The organism is Affinirhizobium capsici (assembly GCF_977018625.1).
On the sequence record NZ_CDRNXD010000003.1, the window covers coordinates 73,665 to 89,737 of the forward strand.

The 16,073-nt window shown below is 58.7% G+C and carries 13 protein-coding genes; 8 read left to right on the top strand and 5 right to left on the bottom strand.

Translation table 11 applies throughout. The annotated features are described in order from the left end of the window. Positions 1-200 precede the first annotated feature (200 nt). Positions 201-1,349 (bottom strand): site-specific integrase, encoded by a 1,149-nt coding sequence (locus AC0JZ1_RS03030; protein WP_471880981.1) that lies wholly within the window; start codon positions 1,347-1,349, stop codon positions 201-203. 297 nt (positions 1,350-1,646) lie between these two features. On the opposite strand from AC0JZ1_RS03030, the gene AC0JZ1_RS03035 reads away from it, so the two are divergent. Next, positions 1,647-2,123 (top strand): thiol-disulfide oxidoreductase DCC family protein, encoded by a 477-nt coding sequence (locus AC0JZ1_RS03035; protein ID WP_471880982.1) that lies wholly within the window; start codon positions 1,647-1,649, stop codon positions 2,121-2,123. Here the strand turns inward: AC0JZ1_RS03035 and AC0JZ1_RS03040 are convergent. The 3 genes from AC0JZ1_RS03040 to AC0JZ1_RS03050 are packed head-to-tail and all read right to left on the bottom strand — an operon-like array spanning position 2,073 to position 5,040. Next, positions 2,073-3,422, bottom strand: a complete 1,350-nt coding sequence (locus tag AC0JZ1_RS03040; RefSeq protein WP_471880983.1) for a cytochrome P450 — start codon at positions 3,420-3,422, stop codon at positions 2,073-2,075. The two genes, AC0JZ1_RS03035 and AC0JZ1_RS03040, sit on opposite strands and share 51 nt — an antisense overlap. Next, complete coding sequence (locus AC0JZ1_RS03045) at positions 3,419-4,657, bottom strand: methyltransferase family protein (protein WP_471880984.1); 1,239 nt, start codon at positions 4,655-4,657, stop codon at positions 3,419-3,421. The genes AC0JZ1_RS03040 and AC0JZ1_RS03045 overlap by 4 nt, the downstream gene beginning before the upstream one ends. Beyond that, a complete protein-coding gene (locus AC0JZ1_RS03050) occupies positions 4,654-5,040 on the bottom strand; it encodes a hypothetical protein (RefSeq protein ID WP_471880985.1) in 387 nt (128 codons plus the stop codon). Before AC0JZ1_RS03050 ends, AC0JZ1_RS03045 begins: the two co-directional genes overlap by 4 nt. Positions 5,041-5,269: 229 nt before the next feature. Here AC0JZ1_RS03050 and AC0JZ1_RS03055 point away from each other — a divergent pair, with 229 nt between their 5' ends. From AC0JZ1_RS03055 to AC0JZ1_RS03065, 3 genes are read left to right on the top strand one after another with little or no spacing between them, the layout of a single operon-like run. Further along, positions 5,270-6,907 (top strand): Mu transposase C-terminal domain-containing protein, encoded by a 1,638-nt coding sequence (locus AC0JZ1_RS03055; RefSeq protein ID WP_471880986.1) that lies wholly within the window; start codon positions 5,270-5,272, stop codon positions 6,905-6,907. Between the two features lie 17 nt (positions 6,908-6,924). Beyond that, positions 6,925-7,821 carry a TniB family NTP-binding protein gene (locus AC0JZ1_RS03060; RefSeq protein ID WP_471880987.1) on the top strand — a complete coding sequence of 299 codons (897 nt, stop codon included), beginning with the start codon at positions 6,925-6,927 and terminating at the stop codon, positions 7,819-7,821. Beyond that, positions 7,818-8,882 carry a TniQ family protein gene (locus tag AC0JZ1_RS03065; RefSeq protein WP_471880988.1) on the top strand — a complete coding sequence of 355 codons (1,065 nt, stop codon included), beginning with the start codon at positions 7,818-7,820 and terminating at the stop codon, positions 8,880-8,882. The genes AC0JZ1_RS03060 and AC0JZ1_RS03065 overlap by 4 nt, the downstream gene beginning before the upstream one ends. On the opposite strand, the gene AC0JZ1_RS03070 is transcribed toward AC0JZ1_RS03065, so the two are convergent. Next, entirely contained in the window at positions 8,869-9,786 is a 918-nt protein-coding gene (locus tag AC0JZ1_RS03070; protein ID WP_471880989.1) for a recombinase family protein, read from the bottom strand. The two genes, AC0JZ1_RS03065 and AC0JZ1_RS03070, sit on opposite strands and share 14 nt — an antisense overlap. 513 nt (positions 9,787-10,299) lie before the next feature. Between AC0JZ1_RS03070 and AC0JZ1_RS03075 the strand changes: the two genes are divergently transcribed. The 4 genes from AC0JZ1_RS03075 (at position 10,300) to AC0JZ1_RS03090 (ending at position 16,055) form a co-directional block, all read left to right on the top strand. Then, a complete protein-coding gene (locus tag AC0JZ1_RS03075; RefSeq protein WP_471880990.1) occupies positions 10,300-11,448 on the top strand; it encodes an RHE_PE00001 family protein in 1,149 nt (382 codons plus the stop codon). Positions 11,449-11,761: 313 nt separating this feature from the next. Next, positions 11,762-13,237, top strand: coding sequence for a DEAD/DEAH box helicase (locus AC0JZ1_RS03080; protein ID WP_471880991.1), 1,476 nt, complete (start codon positions 11,762-11,764; stop codon positions 13,235-13,237). A 1-nt stretch (position 13,238) separates the two neighbouring features. Then, positions 13,239-15,005 carry an ATP-binding protein gene (locus tag AC0JZ1_RS03085; RefSeq protein ID WP_471880992.1) on the top strand — a complete coding sequence of 589 codons (1,767 nt, stop codon included), beginning with the start codon at positions 13,239-13,241 and terminating at the stop codon, positions 15,003-15,005. Between the two features lie 3 nt (positions 15,006-15,008). Beyond that, positions 15,009-16,055: a hypothetical protein gene (locus AC0JZ1_RS03090; RefSeq protein ID WP_471880993.1), complete on the top strand. Its 1,047-nt coding sequence runs from the start codon at positions 15,009-15,011 to the stop codon at positions 16,053-16,055. The last annotated feature ends 18 nt before the right edge of the window (positions 16,056-16,073 follow it).

The window sequence follows — 16,073 nt, forward strand, 5'->3', positions numbered from 1 at the left end:
TCGGCAGTGCTTTCGAAACAACAGGTCTCCGGTGTTGACGCATTGTTGTCGTCACACCACCGCGATAGCAGCTCGAATAGCACGATTGACTCCTCAGAGCTGAGTTGGATTTGCGCGCTATCCGGTACTGAGTTGTGATCAACTGTCATGAGGCAAATTCGCACTCGCTAAGGAGGTCCACAAGGGGTCGGCTTTGCCTATCAGAGGAGCCTTGCTGCCCGTCCGGTCCTCCTCGCGGCGTTGTTGTAATAGCTGGAGGCCTGCTGAACAGACCGATGCCTCGACTGCTCCATGGCCTCTGGGAGAGGGATGCCGCGATTGGCCGCTTCGGTTAGGTAGCCGGATCGCAACCCGTGTGCCGAAAACTCCCCCGGCTCCAACCCGGCCATTTCCGCCCGCTGCTTCAGGATGGCATTGACCGACTGCGGATCGAGCGCGCGCTTCGAAACAGTTCCCCATCGCCCAATCCCCCTGAAGACGCTGCCCTTGTCGATCTTCGCCGCCGAGATCCATGCATAGAGCGCCTCAACCGGCCGACCTGTGAGATAAACGACCTCGTCCTCTTCGCCAGATTTCGTCTTGGTGCGACCAAGATGGATGGCGAGAGAGGGGAGGGGAGGGCCGCCTTCAATCTCGATTGCAGCTTCCACGGTCAGTTGTTCCAGGCGAAGGCCTGCGATCTCGCTACGCCGCCGGCCGCCGGAGGCGAAGGCAACCATCAGGATCGCTCTGTCCCTGGTATCGCGCAGGCTGTCGGTCGCGCAGGTCGTCAGCAGTTTGGCCAGCACGTCGCCGGTGACAGCCTTGGCGCTCTTGCGGCGGCGCTGTCGTGGGACGGCACGCACCGCGAGCCGAATGGCAGACTTGAGGGCAGGGGAGGCGAAGGCGCCGTCAAAACCACGCCACTTCGTGAGGGTCGACCAGCTGGCCAGCCGCCGGCGCACCGTATCCGGCGCGTGCGGACCGGTGGATTTCAGGAACCCCTGGCGCCGGAGGTTGTCGTCGACGTCGTCAGGCATGCCGTGGTCCGGGTCGCTCGCACGTTTCTCCGGATCCCACAGATGGTGTGCGACGAATTTGAGCAGCAGCGCTTCGGGTGCCGGCCAGGGCAGCGACCAGCCGGTGGCCGCCAGGCCCCAGGCTTCGAGATAGGCGAGATCGGAGGTGAGAGCCCGTAGTGTATTGTCGCCCATGCCGCGTTCGACGAGATGCTTGAGGGTTTCGACATCCTGGTTCGTCAGCAGCTCGGCGAGCTCGTCGCGACGCTCCATCGGCAAGACGGCAGCAATGGTGTCGAGCTCTTCGGCGCGGCGCTCGACGGCAGTCAGGGATGGTTTGGCTTTGGCCACGATCGCTCCAAAAGGATGTATTCGGCGGCCGCTCGGACCGTGATTTGCCCCGATTCTCTGTGTGTGGATCGACTTATTCCGGCGAAATCAATTTCATTGTGTTTATAGCAGTTATCGTCATCTAAGATCAGCGGAATCTTCCTAATTCGCCGGAATCCGATAACTCGTAACTTGAATCGAACGTGAACTGAGGCGATCCGGAGTATCCGAGTTCGCTTGAGGCTGTAGTATCTCGGTACTCGATTGTCAGACACGGCGACCATGACGAGATATTTATCCGACCGGAGCGAGAAAGACATGAATTGGACCGGTGACAGGTCGTCGACAATCATCGTGTTCGATACAGACTGTGTGCTCTGCTCAGCGTGGGTTCACTTCATCCTCAGGCACGAGCGGGATCAGAAGATAAAGTTTGTCTCGGCCTGGTCGAACGAAGGGATGGGTCTGGCGGCCCAGCACGGGCTGACGGTGGATGATCTCGATGCGACCTATCTGGTGGTGGAAGACGGTTGTGGGCTTGTTCGCTCTGATGCCGGGCTGGCATTGATCGGGCACCTCTCCATGCCGTGGCGCGCTCTTCGTATTCTGTCTATCTTTCCCCGTTCGCTCCGCGACATCGTCTATACGTTCATCGCTAGCAATCGCTACCGCTGGTTCGGCCATAGCGAAAACTGCTTCGTGCCGCCTCAAGGGCAGGGCCACAGGTTCGTCAACGGCGCGCGTTCAGCGCCGCGTGCGCCATCTCAAGACAAGGCCCCCGGACGGTCGAAGTGAGAAGCGCGCCATTGGTTCCGGCAACCGGTCACGCTGAGCCGGAACCATACGCTGAAGCACGGTCGCGAGCACCAGGCCGGTCTCCATCAGGCCGAAATTCTGCCCGATGCAGACGCGCGGCCCAGCGCCGAAGGGTAGATAGGCGTAAGGCGGCCAGTCCGCTGCGTGCATGAAGCGAGCGGGATCGAACCGCTCGGCGTTTTCGAAGAAACGGTCATCGCGTTGGGTGATGTAGGGAATAACCTGCACAAGGTCTCCGCGCCGAACCTGATGCCCCTGGATATCGACGTCCCGCAAGGCCTCGCGAAGAAAAAGCGTATACGCGGGCGGATAAAGCCGCAGGGTTTCCTGGAGGATGGCCATGATCGTCGGCAGCCGTACGAGATCAGATGCCTGGGGCCGTTCGGAGCCAAGCACCGTGTCCACCTCATCAATCGCGCGCTCCAGCCAGACCGGGAAGGCGGCAAGCATCGCAAATGCCCAGGTCAGCAGTGCGCCCGAAGTCTCGTGACCAGCAATCAGCAGGCTCATGGCGTCATCGCGGATCGCTTGCGCGCGACCTTCGTGATGTTCGATCAGGCTGGAAATAAGATGGGCGCCCTCGCCCGCGGGCTGCTGCAGGGCGGTGGAAACCAGTCCGGTAACGAATTCCTCCATGATCTTCATGGCGCGATCCTTGCGGCGCGCGATCGGCAGAGGCAGGCAACGGGGAATGTTGATCAGCGACGTCGTTTCGGCAAAAGCGACATCGGAGAGATCCTGAACGGCCATCTCGATTTGATGCCCAAGCGTCGGATGATCCGCGCCAAACATCGTGCGGATGGCGATGTCGAGAGACAATTTGGCCATCGTCTGGTCGACATCAAACACGACTTCGCCGTCGCCATCGGCCTTGCTTGCAAACATCTCGCAAAGCCGTTCTGTCTCTGCCACCACCAGTTCGCCGTAAGCGGGCAGGCGTCGCGACTGGAAGGCTGGCAAGACCTTGCGTCGGCGATCGCGCCAATGACTCCCTTCCGCAAGAAGAAGGCTGTCGCCATTCCATTGGCGTAGGACATCCATCATGCGCCGGAAACGGATGAATTCGCCGGCCTGCTTGGTCAGCACCGGCTCGATGGCGTCGGGGTGGAAAAGATACCAGATCCGGTAGGGCCCAAGTCGTAGTCTGACGACGTCTCCATGCGATTTCTTAAGATGCGCGTAGAATGAAAGCTGATCAGATCGAATACGAATGAGGTGATGGATCCCGAACAGGAGCGAACCTTGTCGCGGTCTCGGCTTGCGTGTTGAAACTCTCATGCTGCTGCCGACCTGGATGAAAACGCCTGGAGGCAGAGGGTCGGCAGAAGAAGCAGGTGGCCGATGAAGGCCGTGACGAAATTGCCATGGATCAGCGCCATACATAACGCGGCCATGCCCGAATAGGGCGTGTGATCGTCGGGATGCATGTAGGAGGCGCCGACGGATCCTCGGTCGATCTCCAATGCCGTCGGCCCGATCCGTTCGATGATCATTCCCGTCAGTCTGTCGGCCAGTCTGTTCGTATTCAGGTGGACTCTAGCAGTCGCGGTGCAGTGCGGACGCCAGAGTGGCAACCACTCCGGAACGGCATTCCGATACTCCCCCCATCCGTGGGGAAATCGCTGTTGCAGGTCATTCCGGTGGTGCCAGCGGACGATCCCCTCCACGAATACCCAGGCCATAACGGCCGCAGCAGCGATCCATATGTTGCCGAGGAATGCCCCAAGCACGATCCAGGACAGCGCCGCCGACAGCTGCATCGGATTGCGGACATAACTGTATATCCCGGTCGTCACGAGTCTTCGGGTCGGATCCAACGGTATCGCTGTGCCGAGCCCCTGAACCGCAAGCATCTGTACCGCAGACAGCCCGATCACGAAGCTGATCAGAAGACCGCTGAGCAAACCCACCCAGCGCCAAGCCGGATGTGTCGTGATTGCCCATTCTCCTCCCATGGCGGCCATGATCAGCGATGGGAGAATTCCAAGCGAAAGGCAGGCATACATGATGGCCAGCAGGGCAGCGCGGAACGGCAGTAGAATATCGCGTTCCGTCCAGCGGGCCAGATAAAGCGAAGGGATATGTGCGGTGGCAAATACGAAGCCGATACCGAACATCCAGTTCGGCCCGGCCGATACCAGAGGCGTCAGGGAGGTAAACAGAAGCCCGTGCATCATGACGGCGATCACTGTGCACAGTAGAACCAGGTTCGAGCGAGGAAACGCGAGGTAAAGCACAGGGCCGAAAAGGATAGCTCCCCCGAACAGAATGTCTGCAGGAATGCCGTTCAGCATCAGGGCATTCCACCCATAGCTCCACCAGCCGGCCGCGATCGCCACTGAATGTGTCACGAAAATGGCGGACAGTCCGTAGAGAAAGGCGAATAATGCCGCCACCTGTTGGCGGTGCGAGGGACGGCGCCAGTGGACAAGTAGTGCCAGCAGAGCGAGCGGCCCCAGTAACAAGACCCATCGCAGCAGCCACATCAGTGGTTCAGGCAAAAGCAGGTTCATCTGACAGCGATCCAGCGTTTTACCGTGGAACGCATGGGCGCGGGAACGCGTGTCTCGAACATCTCGACAATGAGAAAGGCAACCGGGAAGCCGAGTGCGAGATGAAGGCCGGCGGCAGGAAAGGCGATAATCGTCAGGATTAGAAGCATCGTCGCGAACCGCATCATGAGACCTTCCGATGTCCGGGTCGCCGGCATGCGGATCAGGTAGATGAGGGTAGCGCCCGGCAGAATAACCGTCATGGGGTACGCGAGAAAATCATCAGGTTTCCCTTCTGCCACTCCATAAGCCGATGTGATGAGCCTGCTCAGTGCAAGGCTGGCGGCGAGAGTGCTGATGACAGCGAGTACCGCTGGCCTTAATTGAAATCGTCGATCTTGCAACGCTGTCTCCCATGCCGAGGTCACGTTCGCACATATCAAATGTGATTTTCAAATCTCTGAAACCGGCAGATCAAATACCCGCAATCTTGCTTACCATGGCGAGTGTTTTCATTGCCTACCGATCGAAATCTTTTAATCAGAGCGTCTTCTAACTGTCATTCTTGGGGAGCATCCTTCGATCTGCAACATTTGATCGTGGCCATGCCGACAGCTCGGCGAGGAGGCCCCAATGGCGCAGGCACCCTTCAGGACGCGCATCAGCGATACGGCTTGGCAGAAGGCCGTGGCTCGCGAAGCGGTCATTCGACCGATCGCTTTTCAAAAGAACCTGACTGCCCCGGAGAGATTTTCCGCGTGCAGGGAGTTGGGTCTCAAGGCGACGAGGTTCTATCAGCTTCTCGCGCAGTTCCGGCGAAAACCGGTGACCAGCTCATCGCTGGATGAAACGCCTGGCCCAGAGAAGGGGAGGCGGCTCCTGTCATCGGAACAGGAAGATGCCGTCACCTGCGCTATCCAAGAGATCTATTGCCGCCGTGAGCGGCCGACGATCACCGCCGTTCATGATCATGTCCGGGTCATCTGCCGTCAGCGAAACCTGGCTGCACCGTCTTGGAAGGCCGTGAAGGTTCGCATTGATCGCTCCGACCAGAGAAAGCTGGCCAAAGCCCGAGAGGGTGCCAAGGTCGCCTGTCAGCAATACAAACCCGTTACTGATGAGTATTCAGTCGGGCACGCATTGGAAGTCGTGCAGATCGATCACACGTTGGTCGATCTCTTCGTCGTTGACGCTGTAAATCGCCAACCATTGCAGCGTCCCTGGCTGACGTTAGCGATCGATGTCGCCAGCCGCATGGTGGCCGGCTTCTACCTGAGCCTTGAGAATCCATCTTCAACGTCCGTGGCTTTGGCCATCCGGCACATGGTGTTGCCGAAGGCTTCGTGGCTCGCGGAGCGAAACGTGGTCGGCGACTGGCCCGTCCATGGTTTGCCCACCGCCATCCATCTGGACAACGCTCGGGAGTTTCGGGGAAAAGCGCTGGCCTGGGGTGCGGCCGAACATGGCATCAATCTTATCCATCGACCAGTTGCTCGCCCACATTACGGCGGTCATATCGAGCGACTTATCGGCACGATGATGGGCGCCGTTCACTTTCTGCCCGGCTCAACGTCCAGCGATATAGGCTCCCGTGGCGACTACGATCCGCAAAAGCATGCTGTGATGACCTTTGACGAGCTGGAGCTGTGGCTGGCGCTCGAAATTGTCGGCCGCTATCACGCCGCTATCCACCGTGCGCTAAAAATTCCGCCTCGCCTAGCGTGGGACGATACCGTCCTTTCGCGTCGGGAGCCACTGCGGCTTCCCTATGACGAACGCCGTTTCGTTCTGGATTTCCTGCCGTTCGAGGAACGCGTCATACGTCGAGACGGACTGCACCTGTTCGGCCTCAAATATTGGGACGATGTCCTGAGCCCATGGACCGGAGTGCCGGACAAGATGCGCGTCCGTTACGATCCTCGCGACATCTCCTGCGTGTTCGTGGACGGGCCAAATGGCGAAAGCTGGCCGGTCCGGTTTGCAGACCTCAGCCGGCCGAGGATCACGCTCGGCGAGCACCGGCAGGCCGTCGCCGCTTTGAGGGCTCGTGGTCTGCAATCGGTCGATGAGCATCTGATCTTCGAGACCATCGAAGCCCAGCGACAGATTGTCGAGATGGCAAGCCGCCAAACGCGGAGCATCCGCCGGGGAGCCGAAAGACAGTCACGAGCGCTCGCGGCGACCGACGGTCAGCATGTGGAGACAATAGATGATGCCGACGAGGACAATTTTACCGATCTGGCACCATTGTCGGTGGAGGAATGGTCGTGACGGAGTACCTCCATCTCATGCCCGCCTATCGCCAGTATGCCGAGATGGGGATCGAAGAACGGGTCGCCTGGATCCGTGCCGATCGTTGGCTGGAAACAGCCGATGCGGGGGCTGCGCTGACGCGGCTTGAGGATCTGCTCTCCTATCCGCCGCGAGATCGAATGCCCTGTTTGCTCCTCTATGGCGATACCGGTATGGGAAAAACGAAAATCATCCGAAAGTTTCTTCGCAATCATCAGCCCATCTTTGATCGTGGAACCGGGGTGACGAACATGCCGGTCGTGGCAATGCAGATGCCGGCCGAACCCGTCGAACGCGATGTCTACGGCGAACTCCTAAATGCGATGAGTGCACCGGTTCCAAGTGGAGACATGACCTACCGACTGAAGACCACTTGCCGGACCTTGATGCGAAGGATGGGTGTCAGGATGCTGATCATCGATGAGATTCATGCCATGCTGACCGGCACATACCGGCAGCAACGGGTCTTCCTCAACGTCATCCGCTTTCTGGCGAATGATCTCAAAGTCCCGTTGATCTGCGCCGGGACCGATCTCGCCCGACAGGCGTTGTTGACGGATGCTCAGCTCGCGGAGAGGTTTGAGGCAATTCACCTGAAGCGCTGGTCCAATACACAGGAGTTCGCACAGTTGCTCGCAAGTCTCGGCAGCATCCTGCCTCTGCGCGAGCCTTCCGCGCTTGGTACCGCGGCCGCGCGCCGCAAGGTGCTGGACATGACCGACGGCGTCACGGTGCGAATTTTTCGCCTGATCGAGACGGTTGCAGTCGAAGCCGTCCGAAATGGAAATGAGAGGATCACATTGGAGAGCTTCGACGCTGACAACCTTGTCCTACCTTTGGTCGCGATGGCGCGGCGCACTGAAGGGCGCCTACGACGGCATGCCAACCCGTGAGAGCGGTACGGTTGCTGGCGATCGCCCCACGACCCTATGAGGATGAACTTCTCAGCAGTTGGCGTTGGCGGGTAGCGAGCCATTACTCCAGCTCGCCACGGCAGATCGAGAACTGGATACGTGGCGCATGGGACGCCTCCAAGCCGCATCTCTTCGGCTACGACGGCCCGACTGAACGATCCGCAACCCGATTATGGGCGCTTGCCTGTCGCCTGCGGCAAGGCGATCTGGATCAACTGTCTCTGCAGTCTACCGGGCGCAGCAGGAGGTCGTTCGTGAGCGATCCGGCCAATAGAGGCGTTTGTCCGACTTGCCTGGACGAGGATGCCGAGGAGGGGAGGGACCACTATTGCCGACGGTCCTGGTCATGCGTCGAAGCCATGGTCTGCCCCCGGCACAAGACTGGGCTTGAGATTAACTGTGGCGGATGTTTCCGCAGTGGTCTGTTTCAGTTTCGGTCTACGCCTGCCGGGCTCGCCAGACTGTTTTGCCGTGAGTGCGATGCTATTATCTCGGCAAGGAGGTTCCGGCGCCGCGATCAAGCAGACTTGCTGCTGGTTGCCTCGTTGGTCGGCGAGGCCATCGGAAAGGGCGGGTTGGAGTTTGAGCGTATCGAGACGGCAAGCCGATTCCTTTGGTTGCCGCGGCCGGAAGGGATGCCATACATCGCCGCGCTGGGTTTATCGCTGCCTTATGGCCAGCGACCGTCGGTTACAGCAGGCGCGGCTCCGCTGGCCAGCCTTCAACCGGCATGGCGAGCCGTGACCATTACGGCCATAGCCGACCTCCTCTTTGAGGAGACCGCCAAGAAGCCTGTACTCTCTGCCTCTTTCCGTGAGGCCTTCCGCCAATTCGAGCGCGGGCCGGTCCCAGCGTTTCATCAGGCGCCTCCTCAAACGCGGGCCGCGTCAGTCCTAAATCTACGTGCGGAAACCGAATACCGGCAGTTGGCCCGCGGCATTGTCGAAAGCGAGGGCTGGAAATCTCTGCCGCCCAAAACGGGGCGCGCAAGAAACCGGGCAATCGGCAGGCTGATGCTCCGCGCCCTCAATGACGAATGAGGCCAAACCGATGTGCCTCGTCCAGCAGGTGGCGAACAGAGGAAGGCTGCCATTTGCGCCCACCGCGCGCCGGTCGCTCACCCATTTGATCCAGCTGGGCGGCAATATCGCGCAGTGACAGGCCGGGATCAGCAATGGCAATCGCCGCCACGAGTTTCATCAGGTGATCTTCTGGCGCGCGCCGCGGCGAGCGCGCCAACAGCTCGGGATCGGCCAGCTTCTCGCGAACCATCCGATGCACCGCGCGGCGCAGTCGCTCCACCGTCCAGTTGTGACCGCGGCGATTGAGCACCCGGACAACATTGTCCCAGCTGTGCTGAGGTCGGAGCTGCCGGACCATGGGCAACCACGTTTGGGCGGACGAGATCAGCTCGTCGAGGTAGAGTTTTTCTCTCGCCTTCGACACTGCTTTGATCGCTTCTGGCCGCCGCTCTCTAAGCCCAGGATTGCCCGGCAGCTTGCCACGCGCTTTTGCCGCCTTGATGCCGGCTTTGGTTCGTTCGGCAATCAGCGCCCGTTCGAGCTGCGCGACAGCGCCAAGGACCTGGAGGGAGAACATCCCCTGCGGCGTGGATGTGTCTATTGGATCGCGGATCGATCGGAAATGAACGCCGCGTTCCTCAAGGTCCTCAATCACCTGTAACAGGTGGCTGACGGAGCGGGCAAGGCGATCCAGACGGACAACGACAAGCACATCGCCAGCGACGAGGTCGCCGAGCAGTCTCGTCAGCACTGGCCGAGCCCGTGACGCACCGGATCCATGTTCCTGAAAAATCCGCTCGCAGCCGGCGGCGCGCAGCTCGTCCATCTGCGCATCATGGACCTGATCGTCAGTCGAGACGCGTGCATAACCGATAAGACGGTTGGGTGCCGGCGGCGGATTGGCGGCATGCCGTTTTGCCATGGTTTTCTCGCGCGTTTTTCAGGTGCTTTGTACAGATAAGGAATGCGTGAGAAAATGAACAGTTGCAAGCGTGTTTTATCACCTCGATACAGCCCCGTCAGACTCGAAATGCGATGGCGAACGAGCGTGTGGTCATTCCCAACGTGAAACGCGCTCTGGCGGCAATCAGCGGCGTAAATGCCGGAAAGTAAGGCCTTCGGGGGAGAGGAGGGGTTACAAGCGTTGACCGAGGGAGAGATTACTTGGGGCGCCCGCTTCAGCTCGAGAGGGGAGGGGGGCTCAAAGCGGCTCTAACACCGGCAGTTATTCCGCCGATCCTCGCAAAAATCTGCCTGAAAGGCCGGAAAACCAAGCGTTTCCGCTCATCCAGGCTGACCGACATAGGCCTTCAGAGTCGTCAAATCAATCACTTTCGATAAGGGTTACTTATCGATGGCCAGCGGTGCACTGGTGCAATCTATCCAGTGGCGAACTCAAACGCGGAGATAGATTTCCTTTAGCAAATCATTTACCATGATTTCAATGGCTTACGATCTCGCGAAAATCAGCATCTCAACCCTGATGCGACCAGCTTTTGACGCTGGCGTCGCTCTGACCCGTCTCGACGAGTGCATCGCACGCTCGCCCGTCGGCGCCGGCTTCCTCGAGCGCCAGAACTTCGCCGACGCCTGCGCTTCCCTCTGGATCGACGGCGAACTCGTCCACCTCGAGGACCTCGTCCTTCACGACGCGTTTCGCGATACCCGCACGCCGACCCACGAACTCACCATCGCCCGCGACGTACTGCGCACCCGCCGTCGCATCGCCGCGCAGTCTCCAGATTGGGCGCTGTCCGCAGAGGGTGTACGATCGCTGCGACAGACATCTGAGATCGCGTCGACCGGTACTGAGGCGGCGGAGGCCGCCGGCACAGTCCGGAGAGCTGTCGCCATCGATGCGGAAGGGGAGGAGGAGGATGTTGATGACGTCGACGATCTCCCCGGCGTCGACCTTGCTGCCATCGATGCGACGCTGGCCCGATCGTCGGCCGCGATCGAGGACGCGACACGGCCCAGCCACGCCGGCGGAAGCCGGACATCGGAAAGAGATCCGATGATCTATGATCTCGACTGGGACGAAGATGCCCGGCTCGACGAATGGCGTGGCGTGCTGCGCCAAGCGGAACATCTGCCGCCCATAATGCAGGCGATCGTCGCCCTCGATGCCTGGAACGAATTGTCTGTGCTGCAGCATGCGCCCTGGCTCGGCCGCCTGATAGTTGCCTCCATCCTGCGCCAAGCCGGCATTACCGCCGGCGGCCATCTCGCGGCGGTCAATCTCGGCCTGAAAGCCATTCCGGTCGATCGTCGCCGGCATCGCGATCGCGAAACCCGGCTGCTCGCCATTGCTCATGGGCTGTTGGCAGCCGCCGAGATCGGCATGAAAGAACACGACAGGCTGGCGCTTGCCCGCTCGCTGTTCGAAAGGAAGCTGGATGGGCGGCGGGCGTCGTCAAAGCTGCCGGAATTGGTGGAGCTGGTGATGTCAAAACCACTGTTGTCGGCAAAAATGGTGGCGAAGACGCTGGACATGACGCCGCAGGCGGCGCGGCGGATTGTTTTGGAACTCGGCCTCAGAGAGATGACGGGGAGGGGGAGGTTTCGGGCGTGGGGTGTTGTTTAGGCAGGTTGCAGAGATGTTGATTAGCTACTCCGGAACTCGCCACTTCACAGTGATGTTGGGACCGACCTAAGAAATTCAAAATCCTAGACTGATTTCTACTATTGATTGTTCGTGCGCTGTCAGCGAGAAACGCTCATGACAATCTGTGAGCGATTCCGCACGGCAATCGCGAGGGGATCGGGGATAAAGCTTGTCTGATAAACTTAAACGCCACCTTGCGGAGCAAGGCGTCGACGTCTTGACGCCGCTGTTGGGAACGCAGTTTGTTGAGCTTTTGCAGCATCTTGGTCAAGAGGCCTTGGCACCGGCAGTTATGGCTGAAACAATCGTCACCTCGCGCGGGGCGGCGGCAGTTCTCGACGATCCGAGTGCCATCGGCATACTGATTGACCATCTGACTGACGAAGACGCCATTCATTTGTGTACGGCGTTGAGCCAGCCAACGGTAATGCCGAGAGCGACGTTGCGAGACGTGGACTTCACCCGGGCGAATTTCAAGAAAACTCTGTTCGAATGGTATGGAGTTCCCTATCTGGAGCCCAAAACAGTTTCCGCCGAGCCTTCCCGCCGCCTATCATCCGCCTCGAAATTGAGAACCTATCAGGGGCCGGCATATCGGCAGCTTCGACGCGAACTTCATCTGCCCGGCAGCAAGGTCTTGGTGCACATGCCGTTTGGTGCAGGAAAGCTCCGCTCGGTCGTCACCGCAGTGCTAGAGGCATTCCGATCCGACGAGGACGGCGGGAATGTTTTTTGGCTCGCCCCGGATGAGTGTCTGGCGGAAGAGGCAGCAAACGAGCTCGAATCAGTCTGGTATCAGCTCGGCTTGCGCGATCTCACCACCTATACCCTTTTTGGAGGCACGAGCTTTCCCCTGCTCGATGGTCTCTCCAACGCCATCGTCATTGCCGATATCGCAAGCCTTGCGGAGGCGACCGACAAATGGCGCGAGGCCGAAACCGATGTGGACCAAGTTTTCCGCGATTTTGGAAAAAAGACAAGATACGTGGTTGTCGGAGATGCCACCCAGGTTCAACTCGCATCTGTCCGAAGTATCCTTGAGCTGATGATACCGAGTTCCGACGCCAAGCTTATTGGCATCTGCGCGGCGCCGGCTCTCGCCGTTGAGCAAAACATGACGGTCAAGGCCCTCAAGGACGCATTCGGCGGCAAAATCGTCGAGATTGACCACGACGAGCCCATGGCAGCCTTGCAGCTTGCGGGAGAAACAGACCCTATCGCGGTCTTCGCCATAGGTTCCCCGTTGACGGAACTTGATGGTGGAGATGACCCAGTCGCTTTGCCGGCGACGTCGGTTGCCCTGTTGTCAGAGCATGCCGAACGGAACAAGACCTTGCTCAGTGAGCTTCTGTCGTTGGCTTCCGTCGAAAATCGAATCGTCTTCTACGCCGCAACGGCAATGCAAGCCCGGCTATTTGCGAGCATGCTTTCGCTGAAGGGAAAGCCGGCAATGGCGTTGACCGACGAAATGGCTTCCAGTCAGCGAAGTGTTGAGGTAACCCGTTTCAACTCCGACGAACACATGCAAATCCTATGTGTTCATGGCGCGCTCGTTTCTTCGGAAAAGTTGGACAACATCACCGCCGTTGTCATTGGGAAACCTCTGGTCTCGAGCGCCGTCCTCTACGAAGTGATCGGGCGGTTGGCTTCATCTCGAAAGAAGTTGCTTTCTCCCATCAAAGTCTACGCTGTTCGCGACCCGGTACCGCGATATCTGAATCTAATCGACAATCTAGCCAGCTGGAGCAGGCTGGGCGCAGGGGATTGAAATGTCGTTTCCAGTTATACCGCAAAATCTCTCGATTTCAGCCATGCGCAGCTCGGGCTATCGCGATACTGCCCACGCCCTTGCCGAGCTCATCGACAATTCCGTGCAATCGGGATTGGAAAATGGCGGCGGCACCCAGGTGGAAATCATCTGCATGGAGGAAGTACACAGGGATGGGGCGCGTCCACGCATCTCCAAAATCGGGGTCATCGATAACGCCGGCGGCATGTCGGCAGAGGTGCTGCGCAAGGCTTTGCAGTTCGGAAACGGTACGCGGCTTGACAAGAGCAAGCACACCGGCATCGGAAAGTTCGGCATGGGGTTGCCCAATTCGTCAATCTCGCAGGCGACCCGCGTCGATGTATGGTCATGGCAAAACGGACGGGTATTGTGGTCCTATCTTGACGTCATCGAGATTGCCGATGGCGTCTTGAAAGAAGTTCCGGAGCCCGTTCCATCCACTGTTCCGTCCGAGTGGCTGAAACTCCTGCTCAATCCGATTTCTGAAAATGGAACCTTAGTTGTCTGGAGCAACCTCGATCGCGTCAGCTGGAAGCAGAGCACAACGCTGCTTCGCCATGTCGAGTTCATGGTTGGTCGGATCTACCGTCGATTCATCAAGCGAAACGAGGTCAGGCTGCGCCTCGCGGCCTACAATGCGGTCCACGGCGAGTTTATATCGCAATGGGAGAGCTTCGTCCGGCCAAACGACCCGCTTTATCTTATGACCGGGACTAATTGCGAGCAGCCGTACGACCAACGGCCGGCATTCATTTCCGAAGCGACGCAAAGGCTATCGGTCGGGTTCCGGGGACAAGCGCATGAAGTAGTGATCCGAGGTTCGATTTGTTCCCCGGAGGTTCGCGCCTCTGGTGGTAACAGCAAGATCGGCAAGCATGCGAAACGAAATCAAGGAATTTCGGTCATGCGTGCTGACCGCGAATTGGAGCTCAACAAGTCGTTTGAGGTCGCGGATCCCCGCGAGCGTTGGTGGGGCATCGAAGTTGAGTTTCCACCCGCACTTGATGATCTCTTTGGGGTCACCAACAACAAACAAGCCGCGACGGGCTTTCTACGCCTTTCAATCGATGACGACGCAGAGGCCGAGGATATGGCTCCTGCCGACTACAAGCGCATGCTGGAGAACGAGCGGGATCCTCGCCTACCAATGTACTACATCAGCGACGAGGTAGAAAAACTACTCAACGCGATGCGCAGCAAGATCAAGAGGATGCGTGAAACTGAGACGGTAATCCGCAAAGCCGATACCCTTGCATCAAAGGTGGAGGTCTCCGCGACACAATCCGTTAACAAGCGGCGCGAGCGTATCGGCGACATAGGTAAAAGTGACAAGCAGGAACAGGAAACGGAAGAGGTCCGAACGCTATCGCTGATCGCCAATATCCTTGAAGACGGCGTCGATGAGAAGGTGGCGCGGGAAATCGCCGTCGATTACGTCAAGAAACATACCAAGTTCCGTGTTCGGCATGCCGACCTGTCGACGCCGGCCATGTTCGACGTTTCGTCCGCAGGCGGCATTATTCAGCTCACTTTCAATACACGGCACGAAGTTCATAGCAAGGTGTTCGCTGAGTTCCAGAAGGAGACTGATGTCAATCCGCTCGCGCGAGAGGTCCTTTCCATGATGATTGCCTGGGCTCGAATGGAAGACGAGGCTGGGAGCGAGAAACTGCGTTCATATCTGGAAGAGGTCCGCCAGAATTGGGGACGCATGGCCAAAGACTTCTTCGAAGCCGACGAGGGTTAGGCCATGGGAGGTCGTGAGGCAATTCGCGGCTTTGCCATTCAGACACTGGTGGCTCTGCTGGATGCCGTCGCGGTCGATCACGAGTGGAAAGCCGTGACGATCGAGCCAGACTCATCGAATGACAAGGTCGATATCCTATGGCGATATGCCGATCGCATGCGCTTTGTTCAGGTCAAGTCATCGAAGAACGTTATCGGGAAATCCGACGTCGAAGGATGGGTAAACGACCTAAAGGCATCCGGTCGCGCTGACGCCTACGAGCTGAAGCTTGCCGGCCCGGTTGCTGCGGGCGTATTCAAAACCAACGTTTTCAACGGCGTAGATGTGCCAACGCCGAGTTCCATCAGTCTGCTCGATTTGACCGAGCAGGCCGTGACCAAGCTTGATAAGTATCTTGCGAACAAGGGAATCGACACGGTTCCCGTCGGCATACGTGAGGAACTCGTCAATATCTGCGCGGCGCGCCTCCTCAATGGTTCATCCACCGGAGAGGAGGTCGGTCGAGAGGCGTTTGATGGTTGGCTGCTTCACTGGATTACATCGTCATATCCGCAAGCCCTGGCGACGAGGCTTGCCTCCAATTGCGAGGTCCTTTGGGGCAGTTTTGATCTACTGCCGCCGGCGCCCGGAAGCCGAGCATTCACCTTGGGACTACCTTTGACGGTTTTCAATGCCGGCAGGGGAGCCGCTATTATTGAATGGCTGGTGGTACAGGCGGGATCGGATAGCCTCCGCATGCTCTATGCACCCGACCGTATGATCATGCGTGGTGAGAACCGGCCCTTTTCGAAGTTTATCGTTGGCCCGGGCCAATCCGAGGAAGTTGACTTTAGACTGACGCCACGGGCGAAAGCAGGATTCAGTCTTGATGTCTGGCCGATCGGGGCGACCACACTGGAGCTTTTCGTGAAGTATGCAGGCAGTGAGAGCCCTCGCTCAGTCGGACAAGCGACAGTGTTGATTACCGGCGATCACATGAAGCTTCTCATCGGAGAAGGGGTGATAACCTGTCCTGTTTCTACACTCGAGATTTATATCGACAGCCTTTGACGACTCCGGCAGCCTTAA